The organism is Streptomyces sp. AK02-01A, from assembly GCF_033795305.1.
Lineage (GTDB): Bacteria > Actinomycetota > Actinomycetes > Streptomycetales > Streptomycetaceae > Streptomyces.
Genome location: NZ_JARBAE010000013.1, coordinates 134,540 through 155,169, shown reverse-complemented (window position 1 = coordinate 155,169; position 20,630 = coordinate 134,540). Strand labels below are relative to the sequence as shown.

The 20,630-nt window shown below is 69.7% G+C and carries 20 protein-coding genes and 1 pseudogene; 11 read left to right on the top strand and 10 right to left on the bottom strand.

From position 1 onward, the window contains the following. From PV679_RS15505 to PV679_RS15490, 4 genes are all read left to right on the top strand, one after another. Nucleotides 1-525: a nicotinamide-nucleotide amidohydrolase family protein gene (locus PV679_RS15505; protein ID WP_319680821.1), complete on the top strand. Its 525-nt coding sequence runs from the start codon at nucleotides 1-3 to the stop codon at nucleotides 523-525. Nucleotides 526-634: 109 nt separating this feature from the next. Further along, nucleotides 635-1,018 (top strand): helix-turn-helix domain-containing protein, encoded by a 384-nt coding sequence (locus tag PV679_RS15500; protein ID WP_319680805.1) that lies wholly within the window; start codon nucleotides 635-637, stop codon nucleotides 1,016-1,018. A 137-nt stretch (nucleotides 1,019-1,155) separates the two neighbouring features. Then, complete coding sequence (locus PV679_RS15495; RefSeq protein ID WP_319680804.1) at nucleotides 1,156-1,626, top strand: DNA starvation/stationary phase protection protein; 471 nt, start codon at nucleotides 1,156-1,158, stop codon at nucleotides 1,624-1,626. 756 nt (nucleotides 1,627-2,382) lie between these two features. Continuing rightward, nucleotides 2,383-2,625 (top strand): hypothetical protein, encoded by a 243-nt coding sequence (locus PV679_RS15490; protein WP_319680803.1) that lies wholly within the window; start codon nucleotides 2,383-2,385, stop codon nucleotides 2,623-2,625. Here PV679_RS15490 and PV679_RS15485 read toward each other — a convergent pair. Continuing rightward, the gene (locus PV679_RS15485; RefSeq protein WP_319680802.1) at nucleotides 2,608-3,384 is read right to left on the bottom strand and encodes an Fpg/Nei family DNA glycosylase; all 777 of its coding nucleotides are present in this window, start codon (nucleotides 3,382-3,384) and stop codon (nucleotides 2,608-2,610) included. The genes PV679_RS15490 and PV679_RS15485 overlap by 18 nt on opposite strands. Nucleotides 3,385-3,442: 58 nt before the next feature. Beyond that, nucleotides 3,443-8,062: an ATP-dependent helicase gene (locus PV679_RS15480; RefSeq protein ID WP_319680801.1), complete on the bottom strand. Its 4,620-nt coding sequence runs from the start codon at nucleotides 8,060-8,062 to the stop codon at nucleotides 3,443-3,445. 90 nt (nucleotides 8,063-8,152) lie between these two features. On the opposite strand from PV679_RS15480, the gene PV679_RS15475 reads away from it, so the two are divergent. From PV679_RS15475 to recX, 5 genes and pseudogenes are all read left to right on the top strand, one after another. Beyond that, nucleotides 8,153-8,365 carry a hypothetical protein gene (locus tag PV679_RS15475; protein WP_416069729.1) on the top strand — a complete coding sequence of 71 codons (213 nt, stop codon included), beginning with the start codon at nucleotides 8,153-8,155 and terminating at the stop codon, nucleotides 8,363-8,365. A 49-nt stretch (nucleotides 8,366-8,414) separates the two neighbouring features. Further along, entirely contained in the window at nucleotides 8,415-8,609 is a 195-nt protein-coding gene (locus tag PV679_RS15470) for a DUF3046 domain-containing protein (RefSeq protein WP_319680800.1), read from the top strand. 195 nt (nucleotides 8,610-8,804) lie between these two features. Beyond that, nucleotides 8,805-9,959 carry an AI-2E family transporter gene (locus PV679_RS15465; protein ID WP_319680820.1) on the top strand — a complete coding sequence of 385 codons (1,155 nt, stop codon included), beginning with the start codon at nucleotides 8,805-8,807 and terminating at the stop codon, nucleotides 9,957-9,959. 266 nt (nucleotides 9,960-10,225) lie between these two features. Further along, nucleotides 10,226-11,347 carry a recombinase RecA gene (recA, locus tag PV679_RS15460; protein ID WP_319680799.1) on the top strand — a complete coding sequence of 374 codons (1,122 nt, stop codon included), beginning with the start codon at nucleotides 10,226-10,228 and terminating at the stop codon, nucleotides 11,345-11,347. Continuing rightward, nucleotides 11,290-11,937, top strand: a pseudogene (recX, locus tag PV679_RS15455) (recombination regulator RecX); the annotation flags it as partial. The gene recA and the pseudogene recX, both read left to right, overlap by 58 nt. A gap of 52 nt (nucleotides 11,938-11,989) precedes the next feature. Here recX and PV679_RS15450 read toward each other — a convergent pair. The 8 genes from PV679_RS15450 to PV679_RS15415 form a co-directional block, all read right to left on the bottom strand. Then, complete coding sequence (locus tag PV679_RS15450; protein ID WP_319680798.1) at nucleotides 11,990-12,391, bottom strand: rhodanese-like domain-containing protein; 402 nt, start codon at nucleotides 12,389-12,391, stop codon at nucleotides 11,990-11,992. Next, complete coding sequence (locus tag PV679_RS15445; RefSeq protein WP_319680797.1) at nucleotides 12,388-12,957, bottom strand: cysteine dioxygenase; 570 nt, start codon at nucleotides 12,955-12,957, stop codon at nucleotides 12,388-12,390. Before PV679_RS15445 ends, PV679_RS15450 begins: the two co-directional genes overlap by 4 nt. Nucleotides 12,958-13,031: 74 nt before the next feature. Further along, a complete protein-coding gene (locus PV679_RS15440) occupies nucleotides 13,032-13,079 on the bottom strand; it encodes a hypothetical protein (protein WP_311314449.1) in 48 nt (15 codons plus the stop codon). Between the two features lie 71 nt (nucleotides 13,080-13,150). After that, nucleotides 13,151-14,758, bottom strand: a complete 1,608-nt coding sequence (locus tag PV679_RS15435; RefSeq protein WP_319680796.1) for an FAD-dependent monooxygenase — start codon at nucleotides 14,756-14,758, stop codon at nucleotides 13,151-13,153. 143 nt (nucleotides 14,759-14,901) lie between these two features. Continuing rightward, nucleotides 14,902-15,807, bottom strand: coding sequence for an amino acid ABC transporter permease (locus PV679_RS15430; RefSeq protein WP_319680795.1), 906 nt, complete (start codon nucleotides 15,805-15,807; stop codon nucleotides 14,902-14,904). Beyond that, complete coding sequence (locus tag PV679_RS15425) at nucleotides 15,804-16,478, bottom strand: amino acid ABC transporter permease (RefSeq protein ID WP_319680794.1); 675 nt, start codon at nucleotides 16,476-16,478, stop codon at nucleotides 15,804-15,806. The genes PV679_RS15430 and PV679_RS15425 overlap by 4 nt, the downstream gene beginning before the upstream one ends. Before the next feature lie 74 nt (nucleotides 16,479-16,552). Beyond that, nucleotides 16,553-17,392: a glutamate ABC transporter substrate-binding protein gene (locus PV679_RS15420; RefSeq protein WP_319680793.1), complete on the bottom strand. Its 840-nt coding sequence runs from the start codon at nucleotides 17,390-17,392 to the stop codon at nucleotides 16,553-16,555. An 86-nt stretch (nucleotides 17,393-17,478) separates the two neighbouring features. Continuing rightward, entirely contained in the window at nucleotides 17,479-18,264 is a 786-nt protein-coding gene (locus PV679_RS15415; RefSeq protein ID WP_319680792.1) for an amino acid ABC transporter ATP-binding protein, read from the bottom strand. A 249-nt stretch (nucleotides 18,265-18,513) separates the two neighbouring features. Between PV679_RS15415 and PV679_RS15410 the strand changes: the two genes are divergently transcribed. Further along, a complete protein-coding gene (locus PV679_RS15410; protein ID WP_319680791.1) occupies nucleotides 18,514-19,227 on the top strand; it encodes a response regulator transcription factor in 714 nt (237 codons plus the stop codon). 6 nt (nucleotides 19,228-19,233) lie between these two features. After that, the gene (locus PV679_RS15405) at nucleotides 19,234-20,625 is read left to right on the top strand and encodes a HAMP domain-containing sensor histidine kinase (protein ID WP_319680790.1); all 1,392 of its coding nucleotides are present in this window, start codon (nucleotides 19,234-19,236) and stop codon (nucleotides 20,623-20,625) included. The last annotated feature ends 5 nt before the right edge of the window (nucleotides 20,626-20,630 follow it).

Below are 20,630 nucleotides of genomic sequence, written 5' to 3'. Positions count from 1 at the left end.
GTGACCGGCGCCGCGGACGACCGTGCGGCGCGGGTGCTGGAGGTCCTCGCGGAGCGTGGCGGGACGCTGGCGGTGGCGGAGTCCCTGACGGGCGGTCTGGTGGCCGCGGAGCTGACGGCGGTCCCAGGTGCCTCCCGGACCTTCCGCGGGTCCGTCACGGCCTATGCCACGGATCTCAAGCGGGATGTGCTGGGCGTCGACGCGGCCCTGCTGGCCGAGCGCGGCGCTGTGGACGCGGAGGTCGCGCGTCAGATGGCGGCCGGCGTACGTCGTCTGCTGGGGGCCGGCTGGGGCATCGCGACGACCGGCGTCGCGGGTCCGGATCCGCAGGACGGCCGGCCCGTGGGGACCGTGTATGTGGCGGTCGTGGGGCCGGCGGGCGCCGGGAAAGTGAGCGCCTTGCGGTTGAACGGCGACCGTACGGAAATCCGTAAGGAGAGTGCACGGAGGGTGCTCGCACTCCTCCTCGGCGAACTCTCCGGGAACGGGCGGGCACAGGATACGGAACAGAACGGGGGGAATTGATGTTTGCAGCCCTGAGTGAACACGACATCGCTCCCCGCACGGCCGCAGCGCGAGGCGGTACGGTGGGGCGTGAAGGATGCGGCTACGCGGTCCGAGGAGGGAGCCACCGATGATTCTGCTCCGTCGCCTGCTGGGTGACGTGCTGCGTCGGCAGCGCCAGCGCCAGGGCCGTACTCTGCGCGAGGTCTCCTCCTCCGCCCGAGTCTCGCTCGGCTATCTCTCCGAGGTGGAACGGGGGCAGAAGGAGGCTTCCTCCGAGCTGCTCTCCGCGATCTGTGACGCGCTTGACGTACGGATGTCCGAGCTCATGCGTGAAGTGAGCGACGAACTGTCGTTGGCGGAGCTGGCCGCGTCGGCAGCGGCGAATGAGCCGATGCCTGCGCCAGTACGCCCGATGCTCAACTCCGTCTCTGTGACGTCGGTGGCCGGAGTGCCGACGGAGCGGGTGACGATCAAGGCCCCTGCCGAAGCGGTGGACGTCGTCGCCGCCTAGTTTCGGGTTTGGCTTGAGCCCCGGTTGGTACCCGAGTACCAACCGGGGTTTTTGTTTTCCGCAAAAGCCCGCTTTATGGCATTTATGCCATGGTGGAAGTTACGTGTGAAACGTGCCAACGGAACTGGAGGACGGGCATGGCTGTCGTGAAGAGTTCCCTGTCCGAGGAGAATCTGAAGCTCGTCGGTGAGGCGCTGCAGGGCGCGCTCGTGGACCTGGTGGACCTCTCGCTGGTCGCGAAGCAGGTGCACTGGAACATCGTCGGACCGCGCTTCCGATCCGTACATCTGCAACTGGACGAGGTCGTGGCCACGGCGCGGCAGCACTCGGACACGGTGGCGGAGCGGGCCTCGGCGATCGGCGTGACGCCGGACGGGCGGGCCGGGACGGTCGCGGCGACGAGCGCGATCGGCACGGTCCCCAATGGCTGGATCAAGGACGCGGACGCCGTACAGATCATGGTGGACGCGCTCGGTGCGGTGGTCACGCGGATGCGTGAGCGCGTCGAGGCGACGGACAAGCCGGACCCGGTGACGCAGGATGTGCTGATCCAGGTGGCGGGTGACCTGGAGAAGCACGCGTGGATGTTCCAGGCCGAGAGCGCCTGACCTGGTCATGACGGTTGGACTCTTCGTCCCGGGGCCTGCCTGCGGCGCTGTTAGTGGCGCCTGTCTGAGTTGACGGCCGGCGGTGACCGCGACGGTGGCGGGAGGACTGCCGGCGTCGAGGGCGCCACAGGCGCTCCGGCCGAGGTCGATGAGCTGTCCGTCCGGGAGTTTCGCGGGGCCGGTGTTCTGCCCTGTGCGGTGAGGAGGAAGGAAGTCTCCTCGGCCGTGCGGGTGGCACCGGCCCTGTGCTGTGTCCCGGCGTCGGGTGAGCAGACGCTGAGGCCGGTCGCCGCCAGTGCGACAAGAACCGTTGCGGTGCTCGCGGCCCCGGTGACCGTGATGGTGAGGCCGCGCACGGTCCTCCCGAGGACGTGGATCGACGGGGCCATCGTGTTGGCGCTGTGCCTGAGCTTGGCGCCGTGCCTGAGCTTGTGCGGCACCTGGGTTAGGCGCACCCGAAGGTGGGGTTTTCGGCTTTCTGCCGCGTGTCGCCGAGGTATGCGCGGCCGGATGTGCGACCCGTTCTGGATGCGCCACGGACGCGGTCGGGAGAGACTGCGGAGAGAGGCATCGCCCGCAGGTCAGGACGGTCCGCAGAGTCATCAGGTGCGGCGGCCCGGGCGGAGTGTGCCTGGCGGGGCGTCACGGCCTGGGTGCGGTGGTCCTGCCGGGGGCACCTGAGCGCCGTGGTGTGCATCCGATGCGCCCTTCCGGCGGGTGAATGTGCGGGTCTAGCGTCGGCCGGAGGAGGCAGCCATGGGAAGGGGATGGGTCCTTCCGTGGGCGCTCGTTCTGGGCGGATTGTGGTGGTGGGCCGTGCTCCGGCTCGCGCTCGCGCCCGAGCGCGCCGGGCTGGTGGAGGGCGCGGTGGCGGCCGGCGGCTGGGGGCTGAGCCTGTTGCCTGTGCATGTCACGTCCTCGCGACAGCGGCGGCGCCGTCCCGGCGGGGAATCCGGTCGGGAGTCCATATCTGACGGAGCGTCAACCAGCGGGACCTGACTGACACCCGGGACCTGACTGACACCGGGGGCACCAGTAGGTGGGGCGATCATCCTGGTCCGCCACGCGGATTGAGGTGCCGCAGCGCGCGCAGGGGCGGCCCGCGCGGCCGTAGACATAGATCCGGCGGCTGCCGCCAGGACGCTCCCTATTGGCTTCGAGAAGCTTTTTCGCCGCGACCACGAGGCGCTCGGGCGACGGAAGGTCCCCGATGGCAAGCCATGGCGTCGCACGGACGAGAAAGCATGTCTCGGACTTGAAGATATTTCCCACTCCGGCGAGATTGCGCTGGTCCAGCAGTGCCTCGCCGATGGGCCGGGCGGGATCCGCCAGCAGATTGCGCAGCGCGGTGGCGGCGTCCCAGTCGGGACCGAGCAGATCCGGCCCGAGATGGCCGACGACCCGCTCCTCGTCGCTTGTGCGCAGAAGCTCCAGGACAGGCAGACGGTAACCGACCGCGGTGTGTTCGGCGGTCCCGAGGATGGCGCGAATCTGATGCTCCGGGCCTCCGCGCCAGCGCTCACCCGGCGCGTACACCTTCCAGGCGCCCTCCATCCGCAGATGTGAGTGAAGGGTGAGGCCGCCTTCGATATGGGTGAGGAGATGCTTGCCGCGCGGAGTGACGTCGAGGACCGTCCGCCCGGTGAGATCGGCCGTCGCGAACCGGGGCACCCGTAGGTCGGACCGGGTGAGCAGCCGCCCCGCGAGGGCTGTGTGCAGGCGGCGGGCAGCCTGCCAGACCGTATCTCCTTCGGGCATGCCTCCCATGATGCGTGACGGGACGGGCGAGGGCGCGGCGCGGCCGCGGTGCGGGCGATCAGGCTCGCAGCCGCAGCCCTCGGGGAGTGGCGTGGAAACCCGCCGATTCCAGGGTGCGGCCCAGAGGAGAGGTCAGGGCCGCCGCGCCGTTGGCCCGCTCCACCGTGAGCGTGCCGAGGGCTCCCGCGCGGGCCGCTTCCGCCAGCGCCTCGGCCGCCGCCAGCAGCGAAGGATCCTCCGGATCCGTCGGCCACGCCAGCAGTGTCTTGCCGCCGCGCTCCAGGTAGAGCGTCAGCTCGCCGTCGACGAGGACGACCAGGGAGCCGGCCTTGCGGCCGGGCTTGTGACCGGCGCCGGCCGGAGGCTCCGGCCAGGGAAGCGCGGCGCCATAGGCGTTGGCGGGGTCGGCAGCGGCCAGCACCAGGGCGTGTGGCCGGGGACGGGATTCGGCGCGGTCGCGGGCCGTCGCGGCGGCGCGCAGCCGGTCGACCGCGCCGTCCATCGCGAACTGCGCCGCGCCCAGGCCCTCGACGACATAACCGCGACGGGCCTGTCCGCTGTCCTCGAACGCCGACAGCACGCGGTAGGTCGCGGAGAAACCGCCCTGCACACCCTCGGCCGCGACCGCGCCCCGGGTCACCACGCCATGGCGGTCCAGAAGAGTGCGCGCCAGCGCGTGAGCGCGATGGGTGGGGTCCGGCTCCTGGCCCGGGAGCAACGACCAGCGGCCGCTGACCGTCGGCGGAGCCGCACGCGAGGCGGGCCGCGCCGCGGCCGTAAGAGTGCCGTACCGGCCGCGCGGCACTGGGCGCCGCGCCCGGTGGGCCGTGGAACCGGCGGTGCGGCCGGAGCCGAGCAGCGAACGCAGCGGCGCCAGCGTGTCGTTGGTGAGCCGGCCCGACCAGGCCAGATCCCAGACCACCTCGGCCAGTTGAGGCTCCATCACATCGGGATGGGTCGTGACACGGACCTCGTCGACGATCTGCCGGAAGAACAGCCCATAGCCGCCCGAGAGCGTGGTGAGGACCGATTCGTGCAGCGCGGTCAGCTCCAGAGGATGCGGCGGAGGCAGCAACAGCGGGGCCGCGTCGGCGAGATAGAGGGAGACCCAGCCGTCCTTGCCGGGCAGCGCGCCCGCTCCGGCCCACAGCACCTCCCCGGTGGTGGTCAGTTCGTCCAGCAGCGCGGGCGTGTAGCCGGAGATCCGGGACGGGAGGATCAGCCTCTCCAGCGCCGACGCGGGGACGGGAGCACCTTGCAACTGTTCGACGGCGCGCGCGAGTCCGTCGATGCCGCGCAGGCTGTTGCCGCCGAGATGCTGCCACTGAGGGAGGAACAGGGCGAGCGCTGCCGGAGCCACCGGCTCCAGCTCCTCGCGCAGCGCGGCCAGGGAGCGCCGACGCAGCCGGCGGAGCACTGTGGCGTCGCACCATTCCTGGCCGATGCCGGACGGATGGAACTCGCCCTGGACGACTCGGCCGCCCGCGGCCAGGCGCTGCAGGGCGCCGTCCGTGACCGCCGAGCCCAGGCCGAAGCGCGCGGCGGCGGCGGTCGAGGTGAAGGGGCCGTGCGTACGGGCGTAGCGGGCGAGGAGATCACCGAGAGGGTCCTTGACCGGTTCGGTGAACGCCTCGGGAACGCCCACCGGCAGCGCCGTGCCCAGTGCGTCCCGCAGCCGGCCCGCGTCCTCGATCGCGGCCCAGTGATCGGTGCCGCCGATCCGCACCTTGATGGCGCGGCGGGCCGTGGCGAGTTCCTCGGCCCATGGCGTCCGCGCGCCACGCTCCGCCAACTCTCCGTCGGTGAGCGGACCGAGGACCCGCAGCAGGTCGGCGACGCCTTCGATGTCCTTGACTCGCCGGTCCTCCGTGAGCCACTGAAGCTCCTGCTCCAGCTCGGTCAGGATCTCCGGGTCGAGCAGCTCTCGCAGCTCGGCCTGGCCCAGCAGTTCGGCCAGCAGCCGTGAGTCCAGGGACAGCGCGGCGGCCCGCCGCTCCGCGAGAGGTGAGTCGCCCTCGTACAGGAACTGCGCGACATAGCCGAAGAGCAGGGACCTGGCGAAGGGCGAGGGCTCGGAGGTGGTGACCTCGATGAGCCGGACCCGACGGGACTCGATGTCGCCCATGAGTTCGGTGAGACCGGGGACGTCGAAGACATCCTGGAGACACTCCCGCACCGCCTCCAGCACGATCGGGAACGAGCCGAACTCACTCGCCACCTGGAGGAGCTGAGCGGCGCGCTGACGCTGCTGCCACAGCGGAGTGCGCTTGCCGGGACTGCGTCGCGGAAGCAGCAGAGCCCGTGCGGCGCACTCCCGGAAACGGGAGGCGAACAGCGCGGAACCGCCCACCTGGTTCGTGACGATGCCGCTGATGTCTCCCCGGTCGAAGGCGACATCGGCGGCCCCGATGGGCGCCTGTTCGCTGTCGAAGGCCGTGCCGAGGCGGTCCGGCTCGTCGTCGAGGAGGTCCAGGCCCATCAGATCGGCGTCCGGAAGCCGCAGCACGATGCCGTCGTCCGCGTGCATGACCTGTGCGTCCATGCCGTACCGCTCGGAGAGCCGGGCGCTGAGGGCCAGCGCCCACGGCGCGTGCACCTGGGCTCCGAACGGGGAGTGGATCACCACTCGCCAGTCGCCGAGCTCGTCGCGGAACCGCTCGACGAGGATCGTCCTGTCGTCGGGAATGTGGCCGCAGGCCCGGCGCTGCTCGTCCAGGTACGAGATCACATTGTCGGCGGCCCAGGCGTCCAGACCCGCCGTCAGCAGCCGCAGCCGGGCGTCCTCCTCGGTGAGCGAGCCGACCTCGCGCAGGAACGCGCCGACCGCGCGGCCCAGCTCCAGCGGGCGGCCCAACTGGTCGCCCTTCCAGAAGGGCAGCCGGCCCGGCGTGCCGGGAGCGGGTGTGACCAGCACACGGTCCCGGGTGATGTCCTCGATCCGCCAGGACGAGGTGCCCAGCGTGAAGACATCGCCCACCCGCGACTCGTACACCATCTCCTCGTCCAGCTCGCCGACCCGGCCGCCGCCCTTCTTGGGATCGGCCCCGGCGAGGAAGACGCCGAAGAGACCCCGGTCGGGGATGGTGCCTCCGGAGGTGACGGCGAGGCGCTGCGCGCCCGGCCGGCCCGTGACCGTACCGGTGACGCGGTCCCACACCACCCGTGGACGCAGCTCGGCGAAGGCGTCGGAGGGATAGCGGCCGGCGAGCATGTCGAGCACGGCGGTGAAGGCCGACTCGGGCAGTGAGGCGAAAGGCGCGGCGCGGCGCGCCAGCGCGAGCAGATCGTCGGCCTGCCTGACGTCCAGAGCGACCATCGCGACGAGCTGCTGGGCCAGCACGTCCAGCGGATTGGCGGGGACGCGCAGTGCCTCGATCGACCCGCTGCGCATCCGTTCGGTGACCACCGCCGCCTGCACGAGATCGCCGCGGTACTTGGGGAAGACGACACCCGTGGAGACCGCGCCCACCTGGTGGCCGGCGCGGCCGACCCGCTGGAGCCCCGAGGCGACCGAGGGCGGTGACTCGACCTGGATGACCAGATCCACCGCGCCCATGTCGATGCCCAGCTCCAGGCTGGAGGTGGCCACGACGGCCGGCAGCCGGCCCGCCTTGAGGTCCTCCTCGACCTGGGCACGCTGCTCCTTGGAGACCGAGCCGTGGTGTGCCCGGGCGAGCAGAGGAGGCGCTCCCTTGGCCGCACCCGACTCGGCCATGATCTCGGCCGGGGAGTGCGCCTCGGGCATGGTTTCCCCGGTGGCGCGTTCGTACGCGATCTCGTTCAGCCGGTTGCAGAGTCGCTCGGCCAGCCGGCGGGAGTTGGCGAAGACGATGGTGGAGCGGTGTGCCTGGACGAGATCGGCGATCCGCTCCTCCACATGCGGCCAGATCGACGGCTTCTCACCGCTGCCCGACTCCGACGCCGGAGAGCCGCCCAACTCGGCCAGATCCTCCACCGGGACCACGACGGAGAGGTCGAACTCCTTGCCGGAGGGCGGCTGGACGATCTCCACTCTGCGCTGTGGCGACAGATAGCGGGCGACCTCCTCCACCGGACGCACGGTCGCCGACAGTCCGATCCGGCGGGCCGGGCGGGGCAGCAGCTCGTCGAGCCGCTCCAGGGACAGCGCGAGATGGGCGCCGCGCTTTGTCCCGGCGACGGCGTGCACCTCGTCCAGGATCACCGTCTCGACACCGGCGAGCGCGTCCCGCGCCGATGACGTGAGCATCAGGAACAGCGACTCGGGAGTGGTGATCAGGATGTCCGGCGGCTTGAGGGCCATCGACCGGCGCTCGGCGGCCGGAGTGTCGCCCGAGCGGATACCGACCCGTACCTCGGGCTCCGGCAGTCCGCGCCGCACGGACTCCTGCCGGATGCCCGTGAGCGGGCTGCGCAGATTGCGCTCCACATCGACCGCGAGCGCCTTGAGCGGCGATACGTAGAGCACCCGGCAGCGCTTCTTCGCCTCGGCGGGCGGAGGTGTCGACGCGAGCTGGTCCAGGGCGGCGAGAAAGGCGGCGAGCGTCTTGCCGGACCCGGTCGGAGCCACGACCAGGACGTCCGAGCCCTCCTCGATGGCACGCCAGGCCCCCTCCTGCGCCGGGGTGGGCGCGGAGAAAGCCCCCGTGAACCAGCCGCGGGTCGCGGGGGAGAAGGAGTCGAGCGCGGTTCGTGCCATGTCCCCCATCGTGCACCCGCCCACTGACAAACGCCCGGACCTGGGAAAACACCTCAATAGAGACCGCGCGGAATGAGGGCATGGCATCCCGTGAGCACGCATGGCACGGTGCTGCCCGGGGTCGGTCGCGGCGGCGCGCTTGTCCTGGACGCCCGCGGCGCGGGGCTTGCGGCGGCGGCGCTCGTACGGGTTCTGCGCGCGCCGTTCCTGGTCGTCGTGGCGGTCGCCGTGCTCGTCACGGCCTCACGGCCGGAGTGCGGGCCGTGGGCGGCTGATGAGGGCGGGCTCGGCCGGGGCGGGTGAGGGCCCGGCCACACTCGGCCGGGCGGGATACGGGCGGGATAATGGCGGCATGCGGTTGACGATTTTCTGGGAGCGGATGGCGGAGCACTTCGGCGCGGCCTCCGCCGATTCCTTCGCCCGTGACCATGTGATGGCCGAACTGGGCGGCCGTACGGTGCACGAGGCACTTGAGGCCGGCTGGGAGGCGAAGGACGTCTGGCGCGGGGTCTGCGCCGCCATGGGCGTCCCGGCCGACAAGCGATGACAGGCGTGTCGAGGGCCGGCCGAAAAGTGCGCCGTGCGACCGGCCGCTCCGCGAGTAGGCGAGACTGGCTCAGTGGCAGCGACTGACAAGACCGCACCGGACGTACAACCGCCGGTCAATCCGACGGACACGGCTTCGGCCGCGGCTCCGAGCAGGCATGCGTCCTGGGACGCCGGAGTCGGCGGCCGGGGACACATGCCCCGCTGGCTGCCGCGCGCCATGATCCTCGCGCTGGCGCTCGTCGCCTGCTTCCAGCTCGGCGACTGGGCGTTCCACCAGCTCATCGGGCTGCTGATCAACGTGCTGATCGCCTTCTTCCTGGCGCTGGCGGTCGAGCCCGCCGTCAGCGCGATGGCGGCTCGCGGTATGCGGCGTGGACTCGCCACATTCCTGGTCTTCTTCGCGGTGCTCATCGCGAGCGTCGGCTTTGTCGTGATGCTCGGCTCGATACTGGCGAGCCAGATCATCGACATCGTCGAGTCCTTTCCCCAGTACCTCGACTCACTGATCAACTGGATCAATGAGACCTTCCGTACGAAGCTGTCCCGCGTCGCCGTCCAGGACAGCCTGCTGCACTCCGACTGGCTCCAGAGGTATGTGCAGAACAGCGCGACCGGAGTCCTCGACATCTCCGCCACCGTGCTCGGCGGGCTGTTCCGGCTGCTGACGATCTTCCTGTTCTCGTTCTACTTCGCGGCCGACGGTCCCCGGCTGCGGCGCGCGCTCTGCTCCATCCTGCCTCCGGCCAAGCAGGCCGAGGTGCTGCGCGCGTGGGAGATCGCGGTCGACAAGACCGGCGGCTATCTCTACTCGCGCGGACTGATGGCTCTGATCTCCGGTGTCGCGCACTACATCCTGCTGGAGATCCTGGGCGTGCCGTACGCGCCGGCGCTCGCCGTGTGGGTGGGGCTGGTCTCCCAGTTCATCCCGACCATCGGCACCTATCTGGCGGGGGCGCTGCCGATGCTGATCGCCTTCACCGTGGCTCCCTGGTACGCGCTCTGGGTGCTCGGATTCGTGGTGATCTACCAGCAGTTCGAGAACTACGTGCTCCAGCCCAAGCTCACCGCCAGGACCGTCGACATCCATCCCGCGGTGGCCTTCGGCTCGGTCATCGCGGGTACGGCGCTGCTGGGCGCGGTCGGCGCGCTCATCGCGATTCCGGCGGTCGCCACGCTGCAGGCGTTCCTCGGCGTGTACGTGAAGCGGTACGCCGTGACGGACGACCCGCGTATGCACGGTCCGGCACCGCGTGCCGGGAGTCCGCTCCTGAGACAGGTACGGCGCTCCGTGCGCGCCGGTGTGGGCAGGCCGCCGGCTCCGGACGAATCCCGGGAGTCCGGCCGGTAGCGGTACTCGGGTCGGCGTGCCGGGAAGCGCGACAGTGGCCGGAGGACGCCGACTGGGCGGTCAGCCATGTGTGCGCCCGGGAGCGCTTGACACTAAAATCGAACATCCATTCTTATGGGGTGGCGGCCGGTGTTTCCCGGGGCCGGCCCGCCGAGCAGCCCAGTCGAGTTGTCCACAGGCCGGGAGGGCGTCGGAGCGCGTTGTCAGTGGCAGGGGATAGCGTCTTCGACGTGAAGCGATCGACTCAAGCAAATCGGGTGGAACCCATGGCAGGAACCGACCGCGAGAAGGCGCTCGACGCCGCTCTCGCACAAATTGAACGGCAATTCGGCAAGGGCGCGGTGATGCGTCTCGGCGAGCGGCCGAACGAGCCCATCGAGGTCATCCCCACCGGATCGACCGCGCTCGACGTCGCGCTCGGCGTCGGCGGCCTGCCGCGCGGCAGAGTGGTGGAGGTGTACGGACCGGAGTCCTCCGGCAAGACGACCCTGACGCTGCACGCGGTGGCGAACGCGCAGAAGGCCGGCGGTGCGGTGGCGTTCGTGGACGCCGAGCACGCCCTCGACCCCGAGTACGCGAAAAAGCTCGGCGTCGACATCGACAACCTGATCCTGTCCCAGCCGGACAACGGCGAGCAGGCGCTCGAAATCGTGGACATGCTGGTCCGCTCGGGCGCGCTCGATCTGATCGTCATCGACTCCGTCGCCGCACTGGTGCCGCGTGCGGAGATCGAGGGTGAGATGGGCGATTCGCACGTCGGTCTGCAGGCGCGGCTGATGAGCCAGGCGCTCCGGAAGATCACCAGCGCGCTCAACCAGTCCAAGACCACCGCGATCTTCATCAACCAGCTCCGCGAGAAGATCGGTGTGATGTTCGGTTCGCCGGAGACCACGACCGGTGGCCGCGCGCTCAAGTTCTACGCCTCGGTGCGCCTCGACATCCGCCGTATCGAGACCCTGAAGGACGGTACCGACGCCGTCGGCAACCGCACCCGCGTCAAGGTCGTCAAGAACAAGGTCGCGCCGCCCTTCAAGCAGGCCGAGTTCGACATCCTCTACGGCCATGGCATCAGCCGCGAGGGCGGCCTGATCGACATGGGCGTGGAGCACGGCTTCGTACGGAAGGCCGGCGCCTGGTACACGTACGAGGGCGACCAGCTCGGCCAGGGCAAGGAGAACGCCCGTAACTTCCTCAAGGACAATCCCGATCTCGCCAATGAGATCGAGAAGAAGATCCTGGAGAAGCTGGGCATCGGTGTCAGGCCGGAGACCCCGGCGGCCGGAGCGGACACGGCCGGCGCTCCGAGCACGGCCGAAGACCCGGTGAAGTCGGTGCCCGCTCCTGCCACCAAGGCCAAGACGGCCAAGGCGGCGACGGTCAAGAGCTAGTTCGTACCGTGTCTTACGCGAAGAGACGGCGAACGGAATGGCAGGGCGGCAGCTCCGACTCGTCGAGGGCCGAGCAGGAGCTGCCGCCCCAGGATCCGGCGGAGCGGGCGCGGGCGATCTGCCTGCGCCTGCTCACCGGGACTCCGCGGACCCGTAAACAACTGGCGGACGCGCTGGAGAAGCGGGAGATCCCCGAGGACGTCGCGGCGGAGGTGCTCTCCCGCTTCGAGGACGTGGGACTGATCGACGACGCGGCGTTCGCGGACGCCTGGGTGGAGTCCCGGCACCACGGCCGGGGGCTCGCCAGGCGTGCCCTCGCGCGTGAGCTGCGTACGAAGGGGGTGGACTCCGTCCTGATCGAAGAGGCGGTCGGGCAACTCGACTCGGATCAGGAGGAGGCGACCGCCCGCGAGCTGGTCGTCCGCAAGCTCCGGGCCACTCGTGGCCTGGAGCTTGACAGACGGCTGCGCCGGCTCGCGGGCATGCTGGCTCGCAAGGGTTACGCGGAGGGTGTGGCGCTACGGGTGGTCAAGCAGGCTCTGGAAGAGGAGGGAGAGGACACCGAGGGGCTGGACGAGAGCCTCTACTAGGGCCCCGGGCGTGCAGGATCTTCGCGGACTCGGAATCGACCGGGTGCCCGGCTCACCGAGTGACCGGAAGGCCCGCGGCCTTCCACGCCTGGAAGCCTCCGGTGAGGTCGGTCGCGCGGTGCAGTCCAAGCTGCCGCAAGGACACCGCGGCCAGGCTCGACGCGTATCCCTCGTTGCAGATCACGATCACCCGCAGGTCGTGCCCGGTGGCCTCCGCGGCGCGATGACTGCCCCATGGATCGAGCCGCCACTCCAGCTCGTTGCGCTCCACGACCAGGGCTCCCGGGATCAGTCCGTCGCGCTCCCGCAGTGCCGCGTACCGGATGTCCACCAGCAGCGCGCCGTTCGCGGCGGCCTCGAAGGCCTCCGGCGGAGATATCCGGTCCAGGCTCTCGCGGACCCGCTCCAGCAGGTCGTCGATCCCTATCCGCTCGGTTCCGGACCGCTCGCTCACTGCCACTCCTCGGGACGCTCGACCTGTTCGAGGCGGAGCACCGGCCCGGTACGGCTGTAGCGCCGCATCAGCGGCAGCGGCGGATAGTACGCGTGTACGGACACGGCATGCTCGGTCCCGGACTCGTTGCGCACCTCGTGTACATGGTGCTTTCCGAACGCCCGGCCCTCGCCCGCCGGCAGGTGCCGTTCGCGGTCCACGCCTTCGGCCAGCTCCAGGGTCTTCCAGCCTTCGGTGGGCAGCCGGGCCGCCAGGGAATCCTCCTTGAGCGTGCCCGCCGCCGTGGCGAACGCGCCGTGCGAGCCGCCGTGGTCGTGCCAGCCGGTGCCCGTGCCCGGTGGCCAGCCGATCAGCCAAGCCTCACTGCCGGCGGGACCGTCGAGCCGGATCCAGGTGCGGCCCTCGGGGTCGAGCGGCAGCGAGGCGATCAGCTCGGCCTCGGTGGCGGTCCGGCGGACGAAGTCGAGCAGTTCGGCCGGGGTGGGACCGGAGCCCGAAGACGTGGAATCGGAAGCGGGAGAGGGCGCGGAGGTGGTTTGTGCGGAAGTGCGTACCGAGGCAGACATGGTGACCGTCCTGAGAAGTTCGCGAGGGTGCGCCGCCGTGACCGGGCACGGCGAACGCGTGGAGGGAAGGCGAATCAGCAGGACGGGCGACACACGCAGCCCGCGTAGCGGAGCAGGTCCATATGGACCCTCCGCCACAGGCGCACATCGGTGTCAGTCACGTTCCGGAGTACACCATGCGCGCCCGCGACGGTCAATTGATGTTCGCAGTGCGGTCAGGTGTCGTCGGTGGAGACTCCTCCGACGGGGTGCCTCCGCGCGCCGCGTCCGCCGCCGCGTAGAGGTCGGCGGGGCGCACTCCACCGAAGGCCGCCACCAGATGCCCGTCCGGCCTCACCAGCAGCACACTGTGCGCCGAAGCGCCCGGATATGCCTCCGTGACCAGCAGCTCGGCCCGTACCGGCAGGGCGTCCACCGCGGCGGCCAGCCGCGGCATCACTCCCGCGGTCATCCAGTGCCGCCGGTCCCACACACCCGTCCCCGGCGCGACCAGCACCACCAGGAGCTGGCCCTGCCCGAGCCGGTCTCGCAGCCGCACGGTCGTCCCGTCGGGCGCGGTCACCCGCACATCGGCGACCGGAGCGCCGGGCGGCGTGCCGACGGCCGTCTGCGCCTCGGCGTACGGAGGCGCGAGGGGGGAGTGCGGATAGGAGGGCGGTGCTCCCAATGGCCCGTGCCCCAAATGGCCGTCGGCGAGCATCGTGTCGTGTCCGCGCGCGCCGCCTCCCAGATAGGTCCGCAGCCCGCCGCCGCCCCGCAGTATCGGCAGCGACTGGTCGGCCGCGCGCAGCCGCGCGGCGACGGCGGTGCGCCGCTCCGCCTGATAGCTGTCCAGCAGCGTGTCCGACGCGCCGCGGTGCCAGTCCTCGGCCACCTTCCACGCGAGGTTGCCGACGTCCCGCAGTCCCTCGTCGAGCCCCTGGGTGCCCACCGCGCCCAGCAGATGGGCGGCGTCTCCCGCGAGGAAGGCCCGTCCCACGCGCCATCGCCTGGCCAGCCGGTGGTGCAGCGTGTAGACGCCGGTGTCGAGCAGCTCGTACGGAGGTGTCTCACCGCACCAGCCGGCCAGCGTGTCCCGTAAACGCGTGACCAGCGCATCGGGCGTGACCAAATCGCCACGGGCGGGCAGTAGCCAGTCGAGCCGCCACACGCCGTCGGCGAGTGGCCTGGCGGAGACCTCCTCACCGCCTCCGTGCCACGGTGGCAGCCGGTGCAGCATCGCCTCACCGGGCCAGGGCAGTTCGGCGCGGAGCGCGGCGACGGCGTGTCGTTCCACCGCCGTACGCCCCGGAAAGCGGACACCGAGCAGCTTGCGGACCGTGGACCTGGCACCGTCGCAGCCCACCAGATGGCTGCCGCGCCACCAGGTCGCCGAGGCGCCGCGGGTGTGCGCGGTGACGCCGCCGGCGTCCTGCTCCAGCGAGTCGAGCCGGCTGCCGGTGACCACCCGCACCAGGTCCTGCCCGGCGATGGCCTCCCGCAGCCCGCGCGACAGAGCGTGCTGCGGAATGTGCAGCGGGGCGGGTGCGCCGTCCTCACCGAGCGGCAGCCGCCGCATGAGCTGCTTGCGCCGCATCGAGCGCCAGCCGACCCACACCATCCCCTCGTCACGGAGGGTCGTACAGCCCAGCCGGGCCACCAGCGAGGCGGTGTCGGGCCGCAGTATGGCGGTGCGGGCCGGCCGGGGATCGTCCGTACCGGGCCCTTCGTCCAGGACGACGGAGGGAACACCCTGCGCCGCGAGGGCCAGGGAGAGCGCGAGCCCGACGGGGCCCGCGCCGACGACGATCACCGGGTCCACGGAGCGATCCCTCCGGCCCGTGCGGTAGAGCGGTCAGTGGCAGTAGGAGCCCGGTGCGTGATCACAGAACGTATGCAACCCACTGGGGGTGCCCGCGTCAAGCGACGGCCTGAGCGGCGCGTACACCCCTCGTCCCGCCGGCCTCAGGAGCCGCTGCCGTCCGCGGCGCGTCCCGGAGTACCCACCTGCTGGACATCGTCGGCGCTCAGAACCGCGCCTGTGCTCCTCTTCGCCTGGCGGAGCCGTCGCTCCAGCCATCCCGCGAAGGTGGTGAGCAGGTAGTTCAGGGCGATGTAGATCAGGGCGATGACGGTGAGCGCGGCGATGGTGTTCGCGCCGTAGTTGGCGGTGATCGAGCGGTTCTGCGCGAGCAGTTCGGACAGACCGAGGATCGCGCCACCCAGCGCGGTGTCCTTGACGATCACCACGACCTGGCTGACCAGGGCCGGCAGCATCGCGGTCACCGCCTGCGGCAGCAGGACGTACGACATGGTCTGGCCCTTGCGCATCCCGATCGCCTTCGCGGCATCGGTCTGGCCGAACGGCAGCGAGAGGATGCCGGCCCGGACGATCTCGGCGATGACCGAGGCGTTGTAGAGCACCAGGCCCGTCACGACCGCGTACAACGGCCGCAGGTCGGAGGAGACATCGGTGAACTGCGCGTAGGCCTGGCTGGCGAACACCATCATCAGCAGGACCGGGATGGAGCGGAAGAACTCGACCACCACGCCGACCGGTATGCGTACCCACGTGTGGTCGGAGAGCCGGCCGATACCGAGCAGCGCGCCCAGCGGCAGGGCTATCACGATGGCCAGGCCCGAGGCCTTCAGGGTCTCGCCGAGTCCCGGCAGAAGATAGGTGGTCCACACCTCGGAGTCCGTGACGAACGGACTCCACTTCTCGGACGCGAGCTGGTTCTTGTCGGCCATCGCGGCCAGCACCCACCAGGCGGCGAGCACGAAGAGAACCAGGAACACGATCGTGTAGAGGATGTTGCGCCGCTTGGCGCGTACGCCGGGCGCGTCGTAGAGAACGGACGTGGCACTCATCGCTTCACCGCCACTCGCTTGCTGACCCAGCCCAGGATCAGACCGGTCGGAAGGGTGAGAACGATGAATCCGAAGGCGAACACCGCGAAGACGGCGAAGAGCGCGTCGCTTTCGTTCTCGATCATTGTCTTCATCAGCGCCGAGGCCTCCGCGACACCGATCGCCGAGGCCACCGTGGTGTTCTTGGTCAGCGCGATCAGTACGTTGGCCAGCGGCGCCACGACGGAACGGAACGCCTGAGGAAGCACCACGAGCGTCAGTACCTGGATGAAGCTCAGGCCCATGGCGCGGGCGGCTTCCGCCTGGCCGACGGGCACCGTGTTGATGCCGGAGCGCAGCGACTCACAGACGAAGGTGCCGGTATAGGCGATCAGGCCCAGTACGGCCAGCCGGAAACCGGTGGACTTGAAGTCCTCGCCGCCGAGCTTGAACTGGAGGGTCTGGCCGAGACCGAGTGAGCAGCCGACGATGATCACGGTCAGCGGCGTGTTACGGACCAGATTGATGTAGGCGGTACTGAAGGCGCGCATCAGTGGCACGGGACTGACACGCATCCCGGCCAGCAGTGTTCCCCAGATCAGAGAACCAACGGCCGAGTAGAGGGTGAGCTGCACCGTCACCCAGAAGGCGCCGAGCAGGTCATACTGCCCGGAATCAAGAAAATCGAACACGATGCCCCGCGCTCTCCCCTGGTTGGCTGGTTGGTCCGCGCCGCCGGCCGGGCCGGCGGCGCGTCACTGCTGTCTCAGCTGCCTTCGGTGATCTTCGGGGCAGGCTCGTTCTCGTAGTTGGCCGGGCCGAAGTTCGCCGTCACTGCCTTCTGCCAGGAGCCGTCCGACTCCATCTTCGTCAGAGCGGCGTTGATCTTGCTCTGCAGCTCGGTGTCGCCCTTCTTGAGGCCGATGCCGTAGTTCTCGTCGCTGAGCTTGAGGCCCACGAGCTTGAACTTGCCCTGGTGCTCCTTCTGCGCCGCGTAGCCGGCGAGAATGGAGTTGTCCGTGGTCAGCGCGTCAACGGCCTTGTTCTCCAGACCGGTGAGGCACTCCGAGTAGCCGCCGTTCTCCAGGAGGTCGGCCTTGGGCGCGAGCTTCTCCTTGACGTTCTGCGCCGAGGTGGAACCCGTGACCGAACAGAGCTTCTTGGAGTTCAGGTCCTCCACCTTGGTGATGGAGCTGTCGTCCGCGCGGACCAGAAGGTCCTGGTGAGCGAGGAAGTACGGGCCGGCGAAGTCGACCTTCTGCTTGCGCTCGTCGGTGATCGAGTAGCTGGCGACGACGAACTTGACATCACCGTTGGAGATCAGGTTCTCGCGCTCGGCGCTGGGAGACTCCTTCCAGACGATGTCCTTGGCGTCGTAGCCCAGTTCCTTGGCCACATAGGTGGCGACGTCGACATCGAAGCCCGCGAAGGTACCGTCCGGTGTCTTGAGTCCCAGACCGGGCTGGTCGAACTTGATACCAATGGTGATCTTGCCACCGCCGTCACCGCTGTCACCGTCGTCCGCGCTGTCGCCGCCGCAGGCGGTGGCGGTCAGGGAGAGGACGAGTGCCGCAGCGGCGGCCGCGGTTGCCTTGTGAAGCTTCATGCGTGAACTTCCCTCGTGAGACGTGGATGAACAGGTTCCGCCGACAGGTTCTGCCGAACTCGGAAGAGCCGTAAGAAGAGCCGTGATCAGTGATGCAGGATCTTCGACAGGAAGTCCTTGGCACGGTCGCTGCGCGGATTGCTGAAGAACTCGTCGGGTGTGGCCTCTTCGACGATCCGGCCGTCCGCCATGAAGACGACCCGGTTCGCGGCGGAGCGCGCGAAACCCATCTCATGGGTGACGACGACCATCGTCATGCCGTCGCGCGCCAGTTGCTGCATGACCTCAAGAACCTCGTTGATCATCTCGGGGTCGAGCGCGGACGTCGGCTCGTCGAAGAGCATGACCTTGGGGCCCATCGCCAACGCCCGTGCGATGGCGACGCGTTGCTGCTGGCCGCCGGAGAGCTGGGCCGGGTACTTGTCGGCCTGGGAGCCGACACCCACGCGGTCCAGAAGAGAGCGCGCCTTCTCCTCGGCGGCCTTCTTGTCCGTCTTGCGGACCTTTATCTGGCCCAGCGTGACGTTCTCCAGCACGGTCTTGTGCGCGAAGAGGTTGAACGACTGGAAGACCATGCCGACATCGGCGCGCAGCCGGGCGAGTTCCTTGCCCTCCTGCGGCAGCGGCTTGGCGTCGATCGAGATCGCGCCCGAATCGATCGTCTCCAGACGGTTGATGGTGCGGCACAGTGTGGACTTGCCGGACCCGGAGGGCCCGATGACGACCACGACCTCGCCACGGGCGATCGTCAAGTCGATGTCCTGGAGCACATGCAGCGCGCCGAAGTGCTTGTTGACGTTGCTCAGTACGACCAGTTCATCCGTGGCCGGTATCGCGTCCTCGGTGCCCTTGGTCGCTGACACTTCGCTCATCGCCCTATTGCTCCGTCCTCCTCGGTTGGGAGGACCTTAGTCACGCGCTGCGATCAGAGTCATTACATCTGAGCTGGAATTGAGCATAACGATCCGGCCGCAACCGGACACTCCGCGTGAAGAGGGCGGTGGAGGGAGTACCGGGTGGGTAACGGAAACCTTGGCGTAACGGGAAGGCTCTTGACTGGCGCCACGCCATCCGCGTGGATGCCCAGGTACGTTGTGCGACCGCGATCGCTGAGGGGGCCCATGAGACTGCTGCTCGTGGAGGATGACAACCATGTCGCGGCCGCGCTGTCGGCCGTGCTGGCCAAGCACGGTCTTGAGGTTGTGCACGCCCGCAGCGGCGAGGAGGCGCTGCGCGCCCTGCTGCCCGCGGTCAGTGCCGGGAAGGCGCCCTTCGCGGTCATCCTGCTCGACCTCGGTCTGCCCGACCAGGACGGCTACCAAGTCTGCGGCAAGATCCGGAAGATCACCTCGACTCCGGTGATCATGGTGACGGCGCGGGCCGATGTCCGCTCCAGGATCCACGGCCTCAACCTCGGTGCCGACGACTATGTCGTCAAGCCGTACGACACCGGCGAACTGCTTGCCCGTATCCATGCCGTCAGCCGTCGCACCACGAGCGGCGAAGAGTCAGGACAGGCCGTCGAGACGGCCCAGCGTTTCGGCCGCCTCACTCTTGAACTGCCCACCCGCAGGGTCAGCGTGGACGGTACGGCCGTCCAGCTCACCCGCAAGGAGTTCGATCTGCTGGCGCTGCTCGCGCAGCGTCCCGGAGTTGTCTTCGGCCGTGAACAGATCATCAGCGAGGTGTGGCGCACCAGTTGGGAAGGGACGGGCCGCACGCTCGAAGTGCATGTGGCGTCCCTGCGCGGCAAGCTCGGGATGCCGGCGCTGATCGAGACCGTGCGGGGCGTGGGCTACCGCCTGGTCGTACCGGCCGCACATCAAGGGCCGTAACGCCTCGTGCGCACCAGACTTCTGCCCCTGCTCATCATCCTCATGGCGGGCGTGCTCCTCGCTCTCGGCTTTCCGCTCGCGGTGAGTCTCGCCGCCGCGCAGCAGCAGCGCGTCGTCGTCGACCGGATCGACGACACCGCGCGGGTCGCCGCGCTCGCCCAGTTCGTGGCCGAGGACCGCTCCGGCGCCGACGAGCGGCGCGCGATGCTGGAGGAGGAACTCACCAGGTACTACGAGGTGTACGGGATCAGAGCCGGTGTCTTCTACCGTGACGACGACGCCATGGCCCGCGCCCCGGAGATCTGGAGTGTGCCCGAGGACGGCGAGGGACGCCAGGCCTTCCAGGAGGCCCTGCTGGGCCGCCGCAGCGACGATCCCGAACAGGTCTGGCCCTGGCAGACCGGCCGGCTCATCGTCGATTCGCCGGTCGTACGGGACGGAGATGTCGTCGCGGTCGTGGTGACCGACTCGCCGACCGGCCAGATGCGTTCGCGCATCCTCAAGGGGTGGCTGTTCATCGTCGCGGGCGAGGCGGCGGCGATGCTGCTCGCCGTCGGAGCCGCTTTCCGCCTGACGGGCTGGGTGCTCCGGCCGGTACGGATACTGGACGCGGTCACCCATGACATCGCCACCGGCCGGATGAACTCCCGCGTCGCGGCGGCCGGCGGGCCGCCGGAACTGCGCCGCCTGGCCGGCTCGTTCAACGAGATGGCCGACAACGTCGAAGATGTGCTGGAACAGCAGCGCGCCTTTGTCGCCGACGCCTCCCACCAGTTGCGCAACCCCCTCCAGGCACTGCTGCTCCGAATCGAACTGCTCGCCCTGGAACTGCCCGACGGAAATGAGGAGATCGCGTCGGTGCGTACCGAGGGCAGACGACTCGCCGAGGTTCTCGACGACCTCCTCGATCTGGCACTGGCCGAGCACGCCGACGCCGATCTGAGGCTCACCGACATCGGTGAGGTGGCGGCCGAGCGGGTCGCCGCCTGGCGGGCCGTCGCCGAGGAGAAGGGCGTACGGCTCACCGAGCAGCGCGCGGCGGTCACCGCCTGGGCCGATCCCATCGCGCTCTCCAGCGCCCTGGACGCCGTGATCGACAACGCGCTCAAGTTCACTCCGGCAGGTGAAGAGGTCACGGTCACGGTCGCCCGCAACGGCACCACGTCCACGGTCGTCGTCAATGATGGCGGTCCCGGCCTGACGGATGAGGAGCTCGTCCGGATCGGCGACCGGTTCTGGCGCAGCAACCGCCATCAGAACATCAAGGGATCGGGCCTCGGCCTGTCCATCTCGCGGGCGCTGCTCGCGGCCGGCGGCGGCTCGATCGCGTACGCACACGGTGAGCCGCGCGGTCTGCGGGTCACGCTGAGCGTCCCGAGGTCGACGCCCACGACCTGAGCCCG